This window comes from Comamonas antarctica (assembly GCF_013363755.1).
GTDB lineage: Bacteria > Pseudomonadota > Gammaproteobacteria > Burkholderiales > Burkholderiaceae_C > Comamonas > Comamonas antarctica.
The window spans coordinates 3,690,001-3,706,916 of record NZ_CP054840.1 but is presented as its reverse complement, the minus strand read 5'-3'; the positions used below and the strand labels follow the sequence as shown (position 1 = coordinate 3,706,916).

Here is a 16,916-nt window from a genome sequence, read left to right as displayed (position 1 = left end):
CGAAGGATGAACGTCCTGCCCTCAAGCAATGGATGTCCTCCCTAGCCGAGCCCCCCAAGCCCCAGTAAAGCCCCGGTTTCGCTTGTCTATTCGGCATTATGAACAGCCGCTGGCCGCTCAATAATAGGCGCCATCGGTAAGCCGAACCTGTCTATAGCAAGGAAACCCAACGTGTCCGCCAAACCCCCCGCCGCCGCAGCCCCCGCCAAGGAACCCGCCAAGAGCAAGCTGGTCCTGATCGGCGCCATTGTCGTGGTGCTGGTCGTTGTGGCCGCGGCTGCCTTCCTGTTTCTCAATTCGCGCAATCACGAGGGCGACGAGGAGCACGAAAGCGCCTCCACAGCCGCCGTGGTTCCGACCTTCCTGCCGCTGGAAAACATGGTGGTCAACCTGGCCGACCCCGGCGGCGACCGCTTCGTGCAGTTGGGCATCACGCTCGAGCTGCAAGACGACAAGACTGCCACCCTGGTCAAGCAATACCTGCCCAGCATCCGCAGCGGCGTGCTGCTCTTGGTGTCGCAGCGCTCCTCGGAAGAGCTGCTGCTGCGCGAAGGCAAGGAAAAGCTCGCGGCCGAGATCCGTGACGAAGTCAGCCGTCCGCTGGGCCTCGGCGCCGGCAAGGCGCGCGCCCAGGCCGGCGACGAAGCGGCCGACGAGGACGACCGCCCGCGCCGCCGCCAGCAGCAGCCGCAAGGCGCCGTGCGCCGCGTGCTGTTCTCCAGCTTCATCATCCAGTGAACCACCAGGGGATTTGCCATGAGTGATTCATTTCTCTCCCAGGAAGAAGTCGATGCCCTGTTGGAGGGCGTGACCGGAGAGAGCCAGAAGTCGGTGGTCGAAGAGGTCGAGGCCGGTACGGTCCGCAACTACGACATCTCGAGCCAGGAGCGCATCGTGCGCGGCCGCATGCCGACGATGGAAATCGTCAACGAGCGGTTCGCGCGCAACTTCCGCATCGGCCTGTTCAACTTCATCCGCCGCAGCCCCGAGGTCTCGGTGGGCACGGTGCATGTGCAGCGCTACAGCGCCTTCCTGCGCGACCTCGCGGTGCCGACCAATTTCAACATCGTGGCGATCCGACCGCTGCGCGGCAACGGCCTCGTGGTCTGCGATCCGTCGCTGGTGTTTGGCGTCATCGACACGCTCTACGGCGGCACCGGCCGGCTGCAGACGCGCATCGAGGGCCGCGACTTCTCGCACACCGAGCAGCGCGTCATCAACCGCCTGGTCGAAGTCATCTGCGACGAATACCGCAAGGCCTGGCAAGGCATCTATCCGCTCGAGCTGGGCTACCAGCGCTCGGAAATGCAGCCGCAGTTCGCCAACATCGCCACGCCCAGCGAAATCGTCGTCTCCACGGCCTTCCAGCTGGAGATCGGCGACATCTCGGGCGCGATCCATATCTGCATGCCCTATGCGACGCTCGAGCCGATCCGCGACGTGCTGTACTCGTCGACGCAGGGCGACTCGATCGAAGTCGACCGCCGCTGGGTCAAGGTGCTGACGCGCGAGATCCAGGCCGCCGAAGTGACGCTGGTCGCCGAGCTCGCGCGCGCCGACGCCACCGTGGAGCAGCTGCTGGCCATGAAGGCCGGCGATTTCATCGAACTCGACCGCGAGCCGCGCATCCGCGCCTCGATCGGCGGGGTTCCGGTCTTCGAGTGCCAATACGGCACGCACAACGACAAATACGCAATCCGCATCGAGCAGTGCCTGCGCGGCACGGATTCGAACTGGACGGGAGAGTAACTATGGCAAACGACAACAACAGCGCAGATGACGCGTTCTCCGGCTGGGCCGAGGCCTTGCAGGAGCAGGGCGCGTCCAAGTCGGTCGATCCCGAACAGGGCGGCCCGCTGAGCGGCGACTCCTCCGCGCGCGCGTTCGCGGGCGGCGACGTGCCGGTCAACGACATCAACATGGTGCTGGACATCCCGGTGCAGCTGTCGGTGGAACTGGGCCGCACCAAGGTGCCGATCAAGTACATCCTGCAGCTGGCCCAGGGCTCGGTGGTCGAACTCGACGCGCTCGCCGGCGAACCCATGGACGTGCTGGTCAACGGCTACCTGATTGCCCAGGGCGAGGTGGTGGTGGTGAACGACAAGTTCGGTATCCGCCTGACCGACGTGGTGACCCCTTCGGAACGCCTGCGGCGGGTGAGCCGTGGATAGCGGCAGCCTGACCCAGACGCTGCTCGCGGTGCTGGCCTTCGTGGCCGTCATCGCGGCGCTGCCCTGGCTGGTGCGGCGCATGCAGCAGCGCCAGGCCATAGCCCGCGGCAGCGACGTGAGCACGCGCGTGCTGTCGGCGGTGGCGGTCGGCGCGCACCAGCGCGTGGTCACCGTCGAAGTCGGCGAAGGCGCGCACAAGACCCGGCTGGTGCTGGGCGTGACCGCGCAGCAGATCAACTGCCTGCATGTGCTCGGCAGCCAGGCACCCACTCCGGCCGCGGCCGCCGATGTCGCGACGTTTTCCCAGGCCATGGCCAGCGCCAAGAGCGGCGCCGCAGACAAGACTTCCCATGTCGAATAAATTCCTGAGCGCTGCGGCGCTGTCCGCCGCGGCCCTGCTGCCGGGCGCGGCGCTGGCCCAGTCCGCGGGCACGCTGCCGCTGCTGGTCGGCTCCGGCGGCGGCACGAGCTTCTCCGTGCCCATCCAGACGCTGCTGTTCTTCACCGCGCTGTCGTTCCTGCCGGCCATCTTGCTGATGATGACCGGCTTCACGCGCATCGTCATCGTGCTGTCGCTGCTGCGCCAGGCGCTGGGCACGCAGTCGGCGCCGCCGAACCAGGTCATCGTCGGCCTGTCGCTGTTCCTCACGCTGTTCGTGATGGGTCCGACGCTCGACCGCGTCTACAAGGAAGCCTACGTACCTTACACCACCAATGCCATGGGCTTCGAGGAAGCGGTGGGCAAGGCCGAGGCGCCGATGCGCGAATTCATGCTCAAGCAGACGCGCCAGTCCGACTTCGCGCTGTTTGCGCGCCTGGCCAAGCTCGAAGCCGGCGTCACGGCCGAGAACGCGCCGCTGCGCGTGCTGGTGCCGGCCTTCGTCACCAGCGAGCTCAAGACCGCCTTCCAGATCGGCTTCATGATCTTCATCCCGTTCCTGGTCATCGACATGGTGGTGTCGAGCATCCTGATGTCGCTGGGCATGATGATGCTGTCGCCGGTGCTCGTGGCGCTGCCGTTCAAGATGATGCTGTTCGTGCTGGCCGATGGCTGGAACCTGCTGATCGGCTCGCTGGCCGCGAGCTTTGCCACCTAGGAGTCCGCCATGAATTCGCAAATGGTTCTGACCTTCGGCCGCGATGCGCTGATGCTGCTGCTGACGATTTCCCTGCCGGTGCTCGGCGTGGTGCTGGCCGTCGGCCTGCTGGTGAGCATCTTCCAGGCCGTGACCCAGGTGCATGAAGCCACGCTGGCGTTCGTGCCCAAGCTGCTGGCCGCGGTCGCGGTGTTTGCCATTGCCGGCCCCTGGATGCTGAGCACGCTGGTGGACTTCATCCGCCGCACGATTGAATCCATTCCCGCGGCGCTGGGCTGACGTCCCGCGCCCTCTTGCTCCCGTGATTACCTTCAGCGAAGCGCAGCTGGTCGCCTGGCTCTCGCCTGTCCTGTGGCCGTTCGTGCGCGTGCTGGCGCTGTTCACCGCCGCGCCGGTGTTCTCCCAGCGTGCGATCCCGATGCGCGCCAAGGTCGGCCTGGCGTTCCTGGTGGCGGTGTGCGCCCAGGCCACGCTGGTCGGCCAGTCCGTGGTCAGCATCAATTCGCCGCAGGCGCTGGGCACGCTGGTCCAGCAGGTCGTGGTCGGCCTGGCGATCGGCTTCGCCGTGCGCCTGGTGTTTGCCGCGCTGGAAATCGCCGGCGAACTCATCGGCCTGCAGATGGGCCTGAACTTCGCCTCGTTCTTCGACCCGTCCAGCAATGCGCAGATCAGCGCGATCTCGCGCTTCTTCATGCAGATCGGCACGCTGGTGTTCATCGTGATCAATGGCCACCTGCTGCTGCTGATGGCTGTGGTCAAGAGCTTCGATGCGTTTCCGGTGGACGGCAATTTCATGCAGGCGCTGGCGCAGATGCGCATCCATGAAATGGGCAGCGCGGTGTTTGCCAGCGCGTTCTGGATTGCGCTGCCGATGATCGCGATGCTGCTGTTCGTCAACCTGGCGCTGGGCATCATCTCGCGCGTCGCGCCGCAGATGAACATCTATGCCGTGGGCTTTCCCGTCACGCTCACCGTGGGCCTGATCGGCATCGTCGCCACGCTGCCGATGCTCGAGCAGCCGCTGATGGCGCTGCTGCAACGCGCCATGGACATCTTCGGCGTGCAGATCTAGCGGCCTTCGCGCCGGTAGAGCCATGACAGGATGCGGTTCGACTTTTCTCTCAGGAACTGGGCGATTTCCGTTTCTCCGCAGCGCAGCGCGATGCTGCGCGCAGTCTCGCCTTCCAGGTTTTGCAGCAGCAGATGTTTGCGTCCGGACAGGTCGATGATGGCCTTGGCGGCCTCGATCTCCCCATAGACCAAGGCCACCATCAGCGCCGTCTGGCCCTGGGCATTCTGTGCATTGAGCATCTTGGCGTCGAGCTTGCTGATGATCGCCGCGGCGGCCTCGGGCTGCCGGGTGATCAGCGCACCCATCAGCGCGTTGTTGCCATCGGTCTCCTGGATACTGATTTGCTGCGCGCTCATCTTTTCGATGAGCAGCTGCGTGGCCTCTGGCTGTTCGTTCTCCAGCGCATGCATCAGCAGCGTATAGCCGCTCTCGTCCTGATGGCCGAGCATGGCCAGGTCCATCTCCTTGATCAGTTGCCGGGCAAACCCGGGGTGGCCGTTCCTCAGCGCAAACAGCAGCACGGCATAGGCATTGGCGCCGTCCGTGGCCAGTTGGCTGAGGTTCAGCTGCGCGAACACCAGCTGCTGGAGCTGCCGCTGGCTGCCCAACCGGGCCTGCTCCAGTATTTGTAGCGCAAAACGGTGCCTGGCGGGCATTGAATCGAGTAGCGACAGGGTTTGCTGGAATATCGCGGCCGACTCCTGCGGGCCGGGCGCGTCTTTCATTTCCCGATAGAGCGATCGCGGCATCTTGCGCCAGAAGTCGTCGCGTACCGCCTGGGCATCCTGGTCCAGTTGATCGAGCAATTGCCGGCCGCGTTGCATGTCTTGCAGCACGAACTGGTCCAGCGTCTGGTGAACGTGCAGGTTTTTCGGCTGCGGGCGCCCCGAGTCCACAGGTTCGGCTTGGAAGGTCTCGCTGACATAGAACAGGCTTTCGGCAAGTTGCTTGAGCTTGAGGCCGTCGCCGGGCGCGCCGACCACATAAGCCGGCTTGAAGTGGATGACACCGGCCAGGCGCAGATTGCGCGCAATGGTCCGCGCGACCAGCGTCACGTCGCTGGTGACCCAGTAGCGCTCCATCTCACTGCTGTTGCTGACGTGGAAGAAAATGCCCTTTTCGACGGGGCCATACAGCTTGTCGAGTTCGGGCTGTAGTTCGCTCGCGAACCTGTTGTACATCGCGTCGACGGTCGGCGCATCCAGTGAATTGGCGTGCACGTCGTGCTGGTTTGCGGCATAGAACTCCGCGATGCGCGCCAGGTATTCCTGCGCCATTTGGGCGGTGACCCGCTCCGTGGGGTCCGCATCGAGTACATGCTGCGCACCCGCATCCAGCACCTTCCGGTCAAGCGTGGGCATGAATGAATCGGTGCGTTCGGACAGGCCGAAATGTCCGGCCACCTGGTTGAAGAACGCCGCGACATAATGGATTTCGTTGCCCGGATACATGCACAGTTGATGGGCGTGGATGTAATTGCGAGCCTGCTCCTCGATGGCGCCGATCAGCCGGTGCATGAAATTCGGTGCCATGCCCGTGAGGGCCTGCAGCTCGCGTGCCGCGGTTTCCATGTGCTGGGCCACGGCCGGTCCGCAGACTTCGGTCCCTGCGAGAAAGTTCAGGATCGCCTGCCGTCGGGCCTTCTCGGGTAGATCGGACTTCTGGGCAAGTTCGCAGAACTGCCCGAAATCCCGCAGGGCCCGGGTCATGAACTGGTCGTGCAACTGCTTGTCGAAAGCGCCCAGGATGCCGGTGGCCACGAAGTTTCCCAATGCATCCAGCTGCACGCTAGCCCTTTCATGCACATCCAGCGGCTCCTCGCGCTGCAATTTCAGCATCGCAGCCTGTAAGGTCCCGGGCTTGAGGTCCAAGACCTGGAGCAGGATCTCGATGCCCGTGCGATAGGCCGCGAGGGATTGCTGCTGGGTGGGCGCAGCGTATTGCGCCTCTTCGGTGCTGGGCTCGGCTGCGGCTTGCACCGGTGCAGGGTTCTGCTGAAAAGCACGCTGGATGACGAGCGAATGGCTGGGCGTGGGGGCAATGGGCATGGCGCTTCGAGCTCCGGCGAAACCCGTGAGTGCCCGCGTTTGCTCAGATAGTTCCATGCGCGCCGTGCCGCGCCGCGCTGCCGCCCGAATGCGCCGCCGCCTGCTTAAACCAGCTGGTTGCGGATGGCGTAAACCGTCAGTTCGGCGTTGTTGCTCAGTTGCAGCTTCTCCAGCACGCGCGCGCGATAGACGCTCACCGTCTTGGGGCTGAGCATCAGTTCCTCGGCAATGTCAGTGAGGCGCTTGCCCGAGGCGATCTTCAGCAGCGTCTGCAGCTCGCGCTCCGACAGGCTCTCGTGCGGCACCTCGACCACGGGCGCGGACAGGCTCTCGGCCAGCATCTGCGCCACTTCGGCGGTGAGGTATTTGCGGCCCTGCATGACCACGCGCACCGCTTCGACCAGCAGGACCGGATCGCCAGCCTTGTTGGCATAGCCGTGGGCCCCGGCCTTGAGGCAGCGCAGCGCGTACTGGTCCTCGGGGTACATCGATACCACCAGCACCTTGATGTGCGAATGGGTCTCGCGCAGGCTGGCCAGCACTTCCAGGCCGCTGCGCCCCGGCATGTTGAGGTCGAGCAGCAGCACATCGCAGGCGGCGGTGCGCAGCACCTCGCGCAGTTCGGAATAGCCCGAAGCCTCGGCGGTGACGGTGATGTCTGGCGCCTCCGTCAGCGTATCTCGGATGCCCCGGCGCAAGATCGCATGGTCATCGCAAATCACCACGTGGATCAATGGAGCTCTCCCAAAATGAATTCAGCCGCCATGTTAGTGGTCGGGCAAAGGCACGGACACAATGATGGACGTTCCATTGCCCGGCTGGCTGCTCACGTCGAGCCAGCCGTCGACGGTACGCGCACGCTCGTGCAGTCCGCGCAAGCCGAAGGAGCGCGGCTTCTCGCGCTGTGCCGGTGTCATGCCGACGCCGTTGTCGCTGACCTCGAGCGTGAGAAAGCCCTCGCGGTCGGACAGGTCGATCTCCACCCGGCTGGCCTCGGCGTACTTGCCGATATTGGTCAGGGCCTCCTGGGCGCAGCGGTAGGCAACGAGCTGGACCTCGGGCGAAGCCGCGATGCGCTCGCTGCTCGTGCGCATCTGCACCGCCACGCCGGTACGCCGCTCGAAGCTTTCGGCCAGCCACTGCACCGCGGCGACCAGCCCCTGGTCGAGCACCGGCGGGCGCAAATTCATCATGATGCGCTGGCTTGCGCCCAGCGCATGCTGGAGCATCTCCAGCGCGGCCACCGCATGCGCATGCAGCGGCTGGTCGGCGGGGGCATTGCGCGTGATCCAGGCCAGATCGAACTTGACCGAAGTCAGCGAGCCGCCGATGTCGTCATGGATCTCCCGCGCAATGGCGGCACGCTCCTTCTCGATCGAAGACTGCAGATGCTCGGCCAGCTCGGCCAGCCGGCGTTCGGACTGCGCCAGCTCGGCCACCGCCTGCTCCCGCGCGCGGTACGCCTCATGCATCTCCAGCGCGTGCTTGATCACGGTCGGCAGGCGCGCGATGTCTTCCTTGCGCAGGAAGTCGGTCATGCCCAGGCGCATGATGTCCACGGCCGCGGCCTCGCCGATGGCGCCCGACAGCAGCACGAACGGCGGACGCGTATCCAGCGGCGCGACCAGCGCCAGCGCATCGACGGCAGTGAATCCGGGAAGGTGGTAATCGGCGAGGATCAGGTCGAACGACTGGTCCAGCAGCGCCTTTTGCAAGGCCTCGAGCGTGTCCACGGGGTGGATCTGGCAGGCCATTCCGGCGCGGCGAAGGATGATGCGTGTCAGGCCCTGGTCGGCGGGTGAATCCTCGATATGCAGGATTTGCAGGGCTTGTTCTGCGCTTTCAATGGCCATAGGGACGCTATCATAGGATACATCTTGGAACACACGGGGTAAGCATTTGTTGCTGGCCGAGGGGGGCGCGGAACACATCGCGCCACGCTGACGGCGTACCGCAAGCCGTGTGCTCCAGCATGAAGAAAGTATGTGCACTCTGGCGCGACCAGCGTGGTTTGTGGAGCATGTGCGTCCGGACAGGATGCTGGAAGAACGATGCAATCAACGCTAACTGGGTCGGGGCAGCCTGCGGTCCAACTGCCAGTCATGGTGGCGGCCGAGCTACAGGACTCGCTGCTGGTGGTGATGCACGACCTGCAGCGCCTCGAAGGCCTTTTGAACCATGCCACCGGCAACCTGCTGGCCCGTTTCGACGAGGCCAATGCGCTGCTTGCGCCCAGCGATGCGCTGCCTTGCGGCGAGTTCCTGGCGGCGCGCCAGGTGCTGCGGGCTGCCGTCACCGAATTGCAGTTCCATGACCTTGCGACCCAGTTGCTCAGCCACACCACGCGGGTGCTGCAGGCCTGTGCATTCCGCCTGGCCAATGAAACCATGGGACATGAAGAAGGCGAAGTCGATGCTCCGCCCGCCGCCTTTGCGCCGCAGCGCCCCAACCCCGTGACCCAGAGCGAGATGGATGCCGGTTCGGTCGAACTGTTCTGACATCTCCTGCCTCACGCTTCTCTTTGAAAGTTCGTTACATGCGCTCGATTCTGGCTGTAGATGATTCCCCTTCCATGCGCAAGATGGTGGCCTTCACCCTGTCTGGGGCCGGTTACCACGTCGTGGAAGCGGTGGATGGTCTCGATGCACTGGCCAAGGCCCAGTCGCAGCAGATTGACCTGGTGCTCGCCGACCAGAACATGCCCAATCTCGACGGCATCGGTCTCACGCGCCAGTTGCGCGGGCTGCCGCGTTTCAAGAACACGCCGATCCTGATTCTCACCACCGAATCCAGCGACCAGATGAAGCAGGCCGGCCGCGCCGCAGGCGCCACCGGCTGGCTGGTCAAGCCTTTCGATCCCAATCGTTTGATCGAAGTCATACAGAAAGTCATCCGCTGAGCACGGTTGGCGCGGAAGATCCACGGAATACAGGAAACCAGATGGCGGATACACAGCACGATACAGGCGCGGATTTCGACCTGACCCAGTTCTATCAGATCTTCTTCGAAGAAGCCGCTGAGAACCTCGACCAGATGGAGCAGATGCTGCTCGATCTCGACCTGACGGCGGCCGATGAAGAAGAGCTCAACGGTATTTTCCGTTGCGCGCACTCGATCAAGGGCGGCTCGGCCACCTTTGGTTTCGCCGATGTGGCGGAACTGACGCACAAGATGGAGTCGCTGCTCGACCGCCTGCGCCGCCACGAGATCACCCCCATCCCGCAGATGGTCGACGTGCTGCTGGAATCGGCGGATGCCTCGCGCAGCCTGCTGGCGCGCCACCAGGCCGGCGGCGTCGGCGAGGCCATCTCGACGCTGGACCTGGTGCGGCGCATCAGCGAGCTGGCTGCGGGCGCGAGCCCTGCGGCCGCAGCGCCGGCGCCCGAACCCGCGTTCGTGGCCCCGGCCCCCGTGGCTGCGCCACCCGCACCGGCTCCCGCGCCGCAAGCCGCTGCCGCGCCTGCCGCCGCGCTGGCGCCGGGCGAGCGCGCCCTGCATATCCGCATCGGTCCTCTGGAGCGCGTCGAGCTCGCCGATTCGATCAAGGAACTGTTCCGCGACATTCCCGGCCTGGGCAGCATCGACGATCTGCCCTGCACCGATGCGGGCTGCCGCCTGTTCAACGTGCATACGACCTCGACGGACGAAGACCTGCTCGACCTGTTTGCCTTCCATGTCTCCAAGGAGCAGGTGCAGATTTCCGTGGCCGCTGGCGCTGCCGGCGCCGCGCAGGCGCCAGCCCCTGTGGCGGCGCCCGCGCCTGCTGCCGAAGCCGAGGAGCCGGCTGCGCCGGCCCCGGTCTATCCGCCGGCGCACGAAGCCTATGGATTCTTCAGCGGCGCGCCCGGCGAGCCGCTGCACCTCGACCCCTCCGCTGCGCCCAAGCCCGCCGCCAAGGCCGCCACGCCGGCGCAGATGGAATCGACCAGCATCCGCGTCGCGGTCAACAAGGTCGACCAGCTGATCAACCTGGTGGGCGAACTGGTGATCACGCAGGCCATGCTCGCGCAGACCAGCCGCGGCCTGGAGGCCTCGGCCAACCAGCAGCTGCTGGCCGGGCTGGCCGATCTGGACCGCAACACCCGCGACCTGCAGGAATCGGTCATGTCGATCCGCATGATTCCGATGTCGACGGTGTTCAGCCGCTTCCCGCGCATGCTGCGCGACCTGGCCGGCAAGCTCGACAAGAAACTCGAACTGCAGACCCTGGGCGAAGCCACCGAACTCGACAAGGGACTGGTGGAGAAGATCACCGATCCGCTGACGCACCTGGTGCGCAACAGCGTGGACCATGGCATCGAGACGCCGGCCGAGCGCCTGGCCGCAGGCAAGAGCGAGCACGGCACGCTGACGCTGGCCGCCTCGCACCAGGGCAGTTCCATCGTGATCGAAGTGCGCGATGACGGCCGCGGCATGAACCGCGAGAAGATCCTCGCCAAGGCGCGCGAGCGCGGGCTGGACGTCTCCGACCAGATGCCCGACGCCGATGTCTGGCAGCTGATCTTCGCGCCCGGTTTCTCCACCGCCGAGGTCGTGACCGACGTCTCGGGCCGCGGCGTGGGCATGGACGTGGTCAAGCGCAACATTGCCGCGCTCAACGGCTCGGTGGAAATCGAATCCGTGCAAGGCGTGGGCATGCGCGTTGCCGTGCGCCTGCCGCTGACGCTGGCCATCATGGACGGCATGTCGGTGGGCGTGGGCGACGAGGTCTACATCCTGCCGCTGTCCTCGGTGGTCGAGTCCTTCCAGGTCAAGGCCGAGGACATCAACACCGTGGCCCAGGGCTCGCAGCTGGTGAAGGTGCGCGACGAATACATGCCGGTGATCGCGCTCGAGCGCATCTTCGAGGTGCCGCGCGCGCCGGACAGCACGCCCACCGCGATCATGGTCGTGGTCGAGTCGGACGGCAACCGCGTGGCGCTGCTGGTCGACGAACTGCTGGGCCAGCAGCAGGTGGTGGTGAAGAACCTCGAATCCAACTACCGCAAGGTGCCGAACGTGTCGGGCGCAACCATCCTGGGCGACGGCACGGTGGCGCTGATCCTGGACACCGGCAGCCTGGTGCGGCGCGTGCGCCACTGAGCGTGCGCAACGGCAATCTGCGAAACCGGGCCCCGCGAGGACCGGCAGCTATCCAAAGAGAAAGAGATCAATCATGAGCGTGATGGGCAAGATGGCCGAGGGTACGGCCGCGCGTGAATACCTGACGTTCCGCCTGGACCAGGAGGAATACGGCATCGACATCCTCAAGGTGCAGGAGATCCGCGGCTACGAGCCGCCGACGCGCATTGCCAACGCGCCCGCGTTCATCAAGGGCGTGGTCAACCTGCGCGGCACCATCGTGCCGATCGTCGACATGCGGCTGAAGTTCCACTGCGCGCAGGCTGAATACAACAGCTTCACCGTGGTGATCATCCTGAACCTGCACCAGCGCGTGGTCGGCATCGTCGTCGACTCGGTCAGCGATGTGATGGAGCTGCCACCCGACGCGGTGCGCGCCGCGCCCGATATCGACAGCGCCATCGACAGCGGCAGCATCACCGGCCTGGGCTCGGTGGGCGAACGCATGCTGATCCTGCTGGACATCGAAAAGCTCATGTCCGGCGAAGACATGGGGCTGGTGTCGGCCGAATGAACCGTCCGCGCCTGCGGACCCGTACGTTTTCATGACCATGCTCATGCGCCAGACCCCCTCCCTCGCAGCCGGCAAGCCCGGCATGGAGCCGCCGGAACCTGCCGGCAGCCCGCTGCTGCAAGGCCGCGAGTTCGTCTGGGAAGACGCCGACTTCGCGCGCGTGCAGGCGCTGATCTACCAGCGCGCGGGCATCAGCCTGCATGACGGCAAGCACGCCATGGTGTACAGCCGCCTGTCGCGGCGCCTGCGCGAAACCGGCTACAACAGCTTTCGCGACTACCTTTCCTGGCTCGAGAAGCATGACGGCCCGGAATGGCAGGAGTTCGTCAACGCGCTGACCACCAACCTCACGGCCTTCTTTCGCGAGCCGCACCACTTCGAGATCCTGTCCTCGCACCTGCGCAGCAAGCCGGGCGCGTCCTGGCGTGTCTGGTGCAATGCCGCATCGACCGGCGAGGAACCCTATTCGATCGTGATGACGGCGCTCGAGGCGCTGGGCGCCAAGGCCGCGTTCAAGCTCTGGGCCAGCGACATCGACTCGCGCGTGCTGGCCACGGCTGCGACCGGGGTCTACCGCACCGAGAACCTCAAGGGCCTGTCGCCCGAGCGGCTGCAGCGCTTTTTCCTCAAGGGCAAGGGCGCCAATGCCGGCATGGCCCGGGTCAAGCCCGAACTGCAACAGCTGATCGAGTTCCTCAGCGTGAATCTGATCCGCGATGACTGGCCATTCCGCGAGCCTTTCGACGTGGTGTTCTGCCGCAACGTGATGATTTATTTCGACGCCGCCACGCAGCGCCGCGTGCTCGAGCGCATCCACCGCGTCATGAAGCCGGGCGGCATGCTGTTTGTCGGCCACGCCGAGAACTTCAGCGAGTCGCGCGACCTGTTCACGCTGCGCGGAAAGACCGTCTATGAGCGACGTTGAGCGACGCCGCGCACCGCGCATCGCGCCGCTGCGTGCCGACCTGGCGCCGCCGCCGGCGCAGCCCGCATCGCTGGCCGCGCTGCGCGCGCGCCCGCGCCGCCCCGGCCAGGCCAGCTTCTTCTATTTCGATCCGCATTTCCAGTACAACGCGGTCAAGGTGCTGCCGGGCGAGTATTTCGTCTCCAACGAGAACATGTCCATCGTCACGGTGCTTGGCTCGTGCATTGCCGCCTGCCTCTGGGACAGCCGCATGCAGGTCGGCGGCATGAACCACTTCATGCTGCCCGACAGCGATTCCAGCGACACTTCGGGCCGCTACGGCTCGTATGCGATGGAACTTCTGATCAACGAGATGCTCAAGCTCGGAGCACGGCGCGAAACCATGCAGGCCAAGATCTTCGGCGGCGGCCAGGTCATGCACAATTTCACGACGATGAACGTCGGCGAACGCAACACCGACTTCGTCAAGCAATATCTGCAGACGGAGCGCATTCCTCTGGTGTCGGAGGACGTGCTCGATATCTATCCCCGCAAGGTGGTGTACTTTCCTGCCACGGGCAAGGCCATGGTCAAGCGCCTGGCCCATGCGCACCCGGATTCCCTGGTGGCGCAGGAAGCCCAGCGCGGCAATGCCGCCACCTTGGCGCGGGCCACGGCAGGCGGCTCCGTCGACCTGTTTTAAAGAGGCCATAGCGAATGAACCGGAAAACACGGGTGATTGTGGTGGACGACTCGGCGCTGGTGCGCAGCCTGCTGTCGGAAATCATCAATCGTCAGACCGATATGGAGTGCATAGGCACGGCCAACGATCCCCTGATCGCGCGCGAGATGATCCGCGAGATGAATCCCGACGTGATCACGCTGGACGTGGAGATGCCGCGCATGGACGGCATCGACTTCCTGGGCCGGCTGATGCGCCTGCGTCCGATGCCGGTGCTGATGATCTCCACGCTGACCGAGCGCGGCGCAGAAGTCACGATGAAGGCGCTGGAACTCGGCGCCGTCGACTTCGTCGCCAAGCCCCGCGTCGGCGTGGCCAACGGGCTCAACGACCTGGCCTCGGAGATCGTGGACAAGATCCGCGTGGCCGCGGTGGCGCGGGTGCACCGCACGCTGGCCGCGCCGGCGCCTGCTGGCAGCGCCGCGGCCAAGCCCAGCCAGAGCGCCCCGGCCGCGCCGGCGCCTATGCTGGGACGCCTGTCGACCGAAAAAATCATTGCCATCGGCGCCTCCACGGGCGGCACCGAGGCCATCCGCGAAGTGCTCACGCACCTGCCGGCCGACTGCCCGGCCATCGTCATCACCCAGCACATGCCGCCCGGTTTCACCACCAGCTTTGCGGCGCGCCTCAACAGCCTGTGCCAGATGAAGGTCAAGGAAGCGGAGAACGGCGAGCGCATCCTGCCCGGCCATGCCTACATCGCCCCCGGCGGCAAGCATTTCTCGATCAATCGCAGCGGCGCCAATTACGTGGCGGTCGTCGACGACGCCCCGCCCGTCAACCGCCACCGGCCTTCGGTCGAAGTGCTGTTCCGTTCGGTCGCCCTGTGCGCGGGCCGCAATGCCGTGGGCGTCATGCTGACCGGCATGGGCGCGGACGGCGCCATCGCCATGCGCGAGATGAAGCAGGCGGGCAGCTACAACTACGTGCAGGACGAAGCCAGCTGCATCGTCTTCGGCATGCCGCGCGAAGCCATTGCCCATGGCGCGGCCGACGAGGTGCTGCCTCTGACGCAGATCGCACCGGCGCTGCTGACACGGCTGCGTACCAGCCAGTCGCATTACCGCATATAGCCCCCGTTCGCCCTGGGCGGGCCCCCCTGAGCCTGTCGAAGGGTCGCCCTGAGTCCCGAGCCTGTCGAAGGATCGAAGGGTGCAGGCCAAAAAAAAGGAGCCGCGGCTCCTTTTTTGCATTCCGGGCTCAGGCCCCCAGTTCCGACCAGCGTTCCAGCGCCGCCATCAACAGTTCGTCGATCTCGGCATCGCGGGCGGCCAGTTGCGCGGCGCGCACCCCGTCCTTGGCATAGAGGCTGCCATCGGCCAGCTCGCCCTGGATCGACTTCTGCTCGGCCTCGAGCGCGGCAATCTGTGCCGGCAATTGCTCCAGCTCGCGTTGCTCCTTGTAGCTGAGCTTGCGCTTGGCAGCTGCAGCCGCCGGGGCAGGCGCAGCAACCGCTGCTGCCACAGGGGCGGCGACCGGTTGCTTTGCCGCCTGCTTGGCCTGTGACGCGGCCAGCGCCTTGCTGCGGCGCGACTGCTCGAGCCAGTCCTGCACGCCGCCTTCGTACTCGCGCCACAGGCCGTCGCCTTCATAGGCAATGGTGCTGGTCACCACGTTGTCGAGAAAGGTGCGGTCATGGCTCACCAGGAAGACCGTGCCGTCATAGTTGGCCAGCAGGTCTTCGAGCAGGTCGAGCGTGTCGATATCCAGATCGTTGGTGGGCTCGTCAAGCACCAGCACATTGGCCGGGCGCGCAAACAGGCGTGCCAGCAGCAGGCGGTTGCGCTCGCCGCCCGACAGCGAGCGCACCGGCGAGTGTGCGCGTGCCGGCGAGAACAGGAAGTCGCTCAGATAGCTCTTGACATGCTTGCGCTGGTTGCCGATCTCGATCCACTCGCTGCCCGGGCTGATGAAGTCCTCGAGCGTGGCATCGAGGTTGACCGCATGGCGCATCTGGTCGAAGTAGGCAATCTGCAGGTTGCCGCCCTGGCGGATGGTGCCGCTGTCGGGTGCCAGGCTGCCCAGGATCATGCGCAGCAGCGTGGTCTTGCCGGCGCCGTTCGGGCCGATCAGGCCGACCTTGTCGCCGCGCAGGATGGTGCCGCTGAAATCCTTCACGATCAGCTTGTCGCCAAACGACTTGCTGACGTCGTGCAGTTCGGCCACGATCTTGCCCTGGTAGCCATCGCCACGGCCCGAGGCAATGTCCATGTTCACGCTGCCCAGCTTCTCGCGCCGGTTGCTGCGGGTCTCGCGCAGCGCCTCGAGGCGGCCGATGCGGCTCTGGCTGCGCGTGCGGCGTGCTTCCACGCCCTTGCGGATCCAGATTTCCTCCTGGGCCAGCAGCTTGTCGGCCTTGGCGTTGATCACCGCCTCCTGGGCCAGCTGCTCTTCCTTCTGCAGCACATACTGCGCGAAATTGCCGGGATAGGAGCGCAGCACGCCACGGTCGAGCTCCACGATGCGCGTGGCAATGGCGTCAAGAAAGCTGCGGTCGTGGGTGATGGTGACCACGCTGCCCTTGAAATCGACCAGCAGGCCTTCAAGCCATTCGATCGAATCCAGGTCCAGGTGGTTGGTCGGTTCATCGAGCAGCAGCACATCGGGGCGGGTCACCAGCGCCTGGGCGAGTGCCACGCGCTTTTTCGTGCCGCCCGACAGCGTGCCGACCACGGCCTCGGGGTCCAGGTGCAGGCGCTGCAGGGTTTCCTCGACCCGCTGCTCCCAGTTCCAGGCGTCGTAGGCTTCGATCTCGGACTGCAGCGCATCGAGGTCTTCGTTTTCGTCGCCAGACAGATAGCGGTCGCGCAAGGTGATCACATGCGCGATGCCGGCCGAGGCGGCTTCGAAGATGGTGTGTTCGGACTGCAGCTCGGGTTCCTGCGCCACATAGGAGATGCGCACGCCGGACTGCACCTGCAACTGGCCGTCATCGGCCTTGGCCAGGCCGCCGAGAATCTTCAGCAGGGAGGACTTGCCGGCGCCGTTGCGGCCGATCAGCCCGATGCGTTCCCCGGTTTCCAGTGAGAACTGCGCGTGGTCCAGCAAGGCCACATGGCCAAAGGCCAGTTGCGCGTCGATGAGGGTAATAAGTGCCATGGTGCGCGCATTATGGACGGCCGCCTTAAAACCTACAGCCGGGCAGCGACGGGCCGGCGCCCGCCAGGGCGCCGGCCGTTTGCCCGCCGCAGGCGGCGGGCAAACGCAGCGGCAATCCTGACAAAAAGTTGAAAAGTACTGCTTTAGT

Annotated in this window: 18 protein-coding genes; 14 read left to right on the top strand and 4 right to left on the bottom strand. The window is 65.4% G+C overall.

What is annotated here, in order from left to right; all coding sequences use genetic code 11:
- The first annotated feature begins 171 nt into the window (after positions 1–171).
- Genes HUK68_RS17230 through fliR form a run of 7 tightly spaced genes read left to right on the top strand, consistent with a single transcriptional unit; the run spans position 172 to position 4,340 of the window.
- Positions 172–738 carry a flagellar basal body-associated FliL family protein gene (locus tag HUK68_RS17230; RefSeq protein ID WP_175505291.1) on the top strand — a complete coding sequence of 189 codons (567 nt, stop codon included), beginning with the start codon at positions 172–174 and terminating at the stop codon, positions 736–738.
- Positions 739–756: 18 nt separating this feature from the next.
- Entirely contained in the window at positions 757–1,749 is a 993-nt protein-coding gene (gene fliM, locus HUK68_RS17225; RefSeq protein ID WP_175505290.1) for a flagellar motor switch protein FliM, read from the top strand.
- A gap of 2 nt (positions 1,750–1,751) precedes the next feature.
- On the top strand, positions 1,752–2,171 hold the full coding sequence (fliN, locus tag HUK68_RS17220) for a flagellar motor switch protein FliN (protein ID WP_175505289.1): 420 nt from the start codon (positions 1,752–1,754) through the stop codon (positions 2,169–2,171).
- Positions 2,164–2,532, top strand: a complete 369-nt coding sequence (locus tag HUK68_RS17215; RefSeq protein WP_244146196.1) for a FliO/MopB family protein — start codon at positions 2,164–2,166, stop codon at positions 2,530–2,532. The genes fliN and HUK68_RS17215 overlap by 8 nt, the downstream gene beginning before the upstream one ends.
- Positions 2,522–3,268: a flagellar type III secretion system pore protein FliP gene (gene fliP / locus HUK68_RS17210; RefSeq protein ID WP_175505288.1), complete on the top strand. Its 747-nt coding sequence runs from the start codon at positions 2,522–2,524 to the stop codon at positions 3,266–3,268. Before HUK68_RS17215 ends, fliP begins: the two co-directional genes overlap by 11 nt.
- Positions 3,269–3,277: 9 nt before the next feature.
- A complete protein-coding gene (fliQ, locus tag HUK68_RS17205; RefSeq protein ID WP_175505287.1) occupies positions 3,278–3,547 on the top strand; it encodes a flagellar biosynthesis protein FliQ in 270 nt (89 codons plus the stop codon).
- Between the two features lie 22 nt (positions 3,548–3,569).
- A complete protein-coding gene (fliR, locus tag HUK68_RS17200) occupies positions 3,570–4,340 on the top strand; it encodes a flagellar biosynthetic protein FliR (RefSeq protein ID WP_175505286.1) in 771 nt (256 codons plus the stop codon).
- Here fliR and HUK68_RS17195 read toward each other — a convergent pair.
- The 3 genes from HUK68_RS17195 to HUK68_RS17185 all read right to left on the bottom strand — a co-directional run bounded on the left by HUK68_RS17195 (position 4,337) and on the right by HUK68_RS17185 (position 8,241).
- The gene (locus HUK68_RS17195) at positions 4,337–6,388 is read right to left on the bottom strand and encodes an ankyrin repeat domain-containing protein (RefSeq protein ID WP_175505285.1); all 2,052 of its coding nucleotides are present in this window, start codon (positions 6,386–6,388) and stop codon (positions 4,337–4,339) included. The two genes, fliR and HUK68_RS17195, sit on opposite strands and share 4 nt — an antisense overlap.
- A gap of 104 nt (positions 6,389–6,492) precedes the next feature.
- Positions 6,493–7,122 carry a response regulator gene (locus tag HUK68_RS17190; protein ID WP_175505284.1) on the bottom strand — a complete coding sequence of 210 codons (630 nt, stop codon included), beginning with the start codon at positions 7,120–7,122 and terminating at the stop codon, positions 6,493–6,495.
- Positions 7,123–7,155: 33 nt separating this feature from the next.
- Positions 7,156–8,241: a hybrid sensor histidine kinase/response regulator gene (locus tag HUK68_RS17185; RefSeq protein WP_175505283.1), complete on the bottom strand. Its 1,086-nt coding sequence runs from the start codon at positions 8,239–8,241 to the stop codon at positions 7,156–7,158.
- A 198-nt stretch (positions 8,242–8,439) separates the two neighbouring features.
- On the opposite strand from HUK68_RS17185, the gene HUK68_RS17180 reads away from it, so the two are divergent.
- From HUK68_RS17180 to HUK68_RS17150, 7 genes are all read left to right on the top strand, one after another.
- Positions 8,440–8,886, top strand: coding sequence for a hypothetical protein (locus tag HUK68_RS17180; RefSeq protein ID WP_175505282.1), 447 nt, complete (start codon positions 8,440–8,442; stop codon positions 8,884–8,886).
- A 38-nt stretch (positions 8,887–8,924) separates the two neighbouring features.
- Positions 8,925–9,287, top strand: a complete 363-nt coding sequence (locus HUK68_RS17175) for a response regulator (protein ID WP_175505281.1) — start codon at positions 8,925–8,927, stop codon at positions 9,285–9,287.
- Positions 9,288–9,328: 41 nt separating this feature from the next.
- On the top strand, positions 9,329–11,470 hold the full coding sequence (locus HUK68_RS17170) for a chemotaxis protein CheW (protein ID WP_175505280.1): 2,142 nt from the start codon (positions 9,329–9,331) through the stop codon (positions 11,468–11,470).
- A 73-nt stretch (positions 11,471–11,543) separates the two neighbouring features.
- Positions 11,544–12,023 carry a chemotaxis protein CheW gene (locus HUK68_RS17165; protein ID WP_175505279.1) on the top strand — a complete coding sequence of 160 codons (480 nt, stop codon included), beginning with the start codon at positions 11,544–11,546 and terminating at the stop codon, positions 12,021–12,023.
- An 82-nt stretch (positions 12,024–12,105) separates the two neighbouring features.
- On the top strand, positions 12,106–12,948 hold the full coding sequence (locus HUK68_RS17160) for a CheR family methyltransferase (protein ID WP_244146364.1): 843 nt from the start codon (positions 12,106–12,108) through the stop codon (positions 12,946–12,948).
- Positions 12,935–13,630 (top strand): chemoreceptor glutamine deamidase CheD, encoded by a 696-nt coding sequence (gene cheD, locus HUK68_RS17155; RefSeq protein ID WP_175505277.1) that lies wholly within the window; start codon positions 12,935–12,937, stop codon positions 13,628–13,630. Before HUK68_RS17160 ends, cheD begins: the two co-directional genes overlap by 14 nt.
- Before the next feature lie 14 nt (positions 13,631–13,644).
- On the top strand, positions 13,645–14,742 hold the full coding sequence (locus HUK68_RS17150; RefSeq protein WP_175505276.1) for a protein-glutamate methylesterase/protein-glutamine glutaminase: 1,098 nt from the start codon (positions 13,645–13,647) through the stop codon (positions 14,740–14,742).
- A 127-nt stretch (positions 14,743–14,869) separates the two neighbouring features.
- Here HUK68_RS17150 and HUK68_RS17145 read toward each other — a convergent pair whose 3' ends face one another.
- On the bottom strand, positions 14,870–16,768 hold the full coding sequence (locus HUK68_RS17145) for an ATP-binding cassette domain-containing protein (protein WP_175505275.1): 1,899 nt from the start codon (positions 16,766–16,768) through the stop codon (positions 14,870–14,872).
- Positions 16,769–16,916 lie beyond the last annotated feature (148 nt).

Coding starts and splice junctions, on each gene's coding strand:
- HUK68_RS17170 (WP_175505280.1), top strand. CDS start 9,329: ATGGCGGATACACAGCACGATACAGGCGCGGATTTCGACCTGACCCAG.
- fliN (WP_175505289.1), top strand. CDS start 1,752: ATGGCAAACGACAACAACAGCGCAGATGACGCGTTCTCCGGCTGGGCC.
- HUK68_RS17150 (WP_175505276.1), top strand. CDS start 13,645: ATGAACCGGAAAACACGGGTGATTGTGGTGGACGACTCGGCGCTGGTG.
- HUK68_RS17160 (WP_244146364.1), top strand. CDS start 12,106: ATGGAGCCGCCGGAACCTGCCGGCAGCCCGCTGCTGCAAGGCCGCGAG.
- fliM (WP_175505290.1), top strand. CDS start 757: ATGAGTGATTCATTTCTCTCCCAGGAAGAAGTCGATGCCCTGTTGGAG.
- cheD (WP_175505277.1), top strand. CDS start 12,935: ATGAGCGACGTTGAGCGACGCCGCGCACCGCGCATCGCGCCGCTGCGT.
- HUK68_RS17180 (WP_175505282.1), top strand. CDS start 8,440: ATGCAATCAACGCTAACTGGGTCGGGGCAGCCTGCGGTCCAACTGCCA.
- fliP (WP_175505288.1), top strand. CDS start 2,522: ATGTCGAATAAATTCCTGAGCGCTGCGGCGCTGTCCGCCGCGGCCCTG.
- HUK68_RS17195 (WP_175505285.1), bottom strand. CDS start 6,388: ATGCCCATTGCCCCCACGCCCAGCCATTCGCTCGTCATCCAGCGTGCT.
- fliQ (WP_175505287.1), top strand. CDS start 3,278: ATGAATTCGCAAATGGTTCTGACCTTCGGCCGCGATGCGCTGATGCTG.
- HUK68_RS17165 (WP_175505279.1), top strand. CDS start 11,544: ATGAGCGTGATGGGCAAGATGGCCGAGGGTACGGCCGCGCGTGAATAC.
- HUK68_RS17145 (WP_175505275.1), bottom strand. CDS start 16,768: ATGGCACTTATTACCCTCATCGACGCGCAACTGGCCTTTGGCCATGTG.
- HUK68_RS17185 (WP_175505283.1), bottom strand. CDS start 8,241: ATGGCCATTGAAAGCGCAGAACAAGCCCTGCAAATCCTGCATATCGAG.
- HUK68_RS17175 (WP_175505281.1), top strand. CDS start 8,925: ATGCGCTCGATTCTGGCTGTAGATGATTCCCCTTCCATGCGCAAGATG.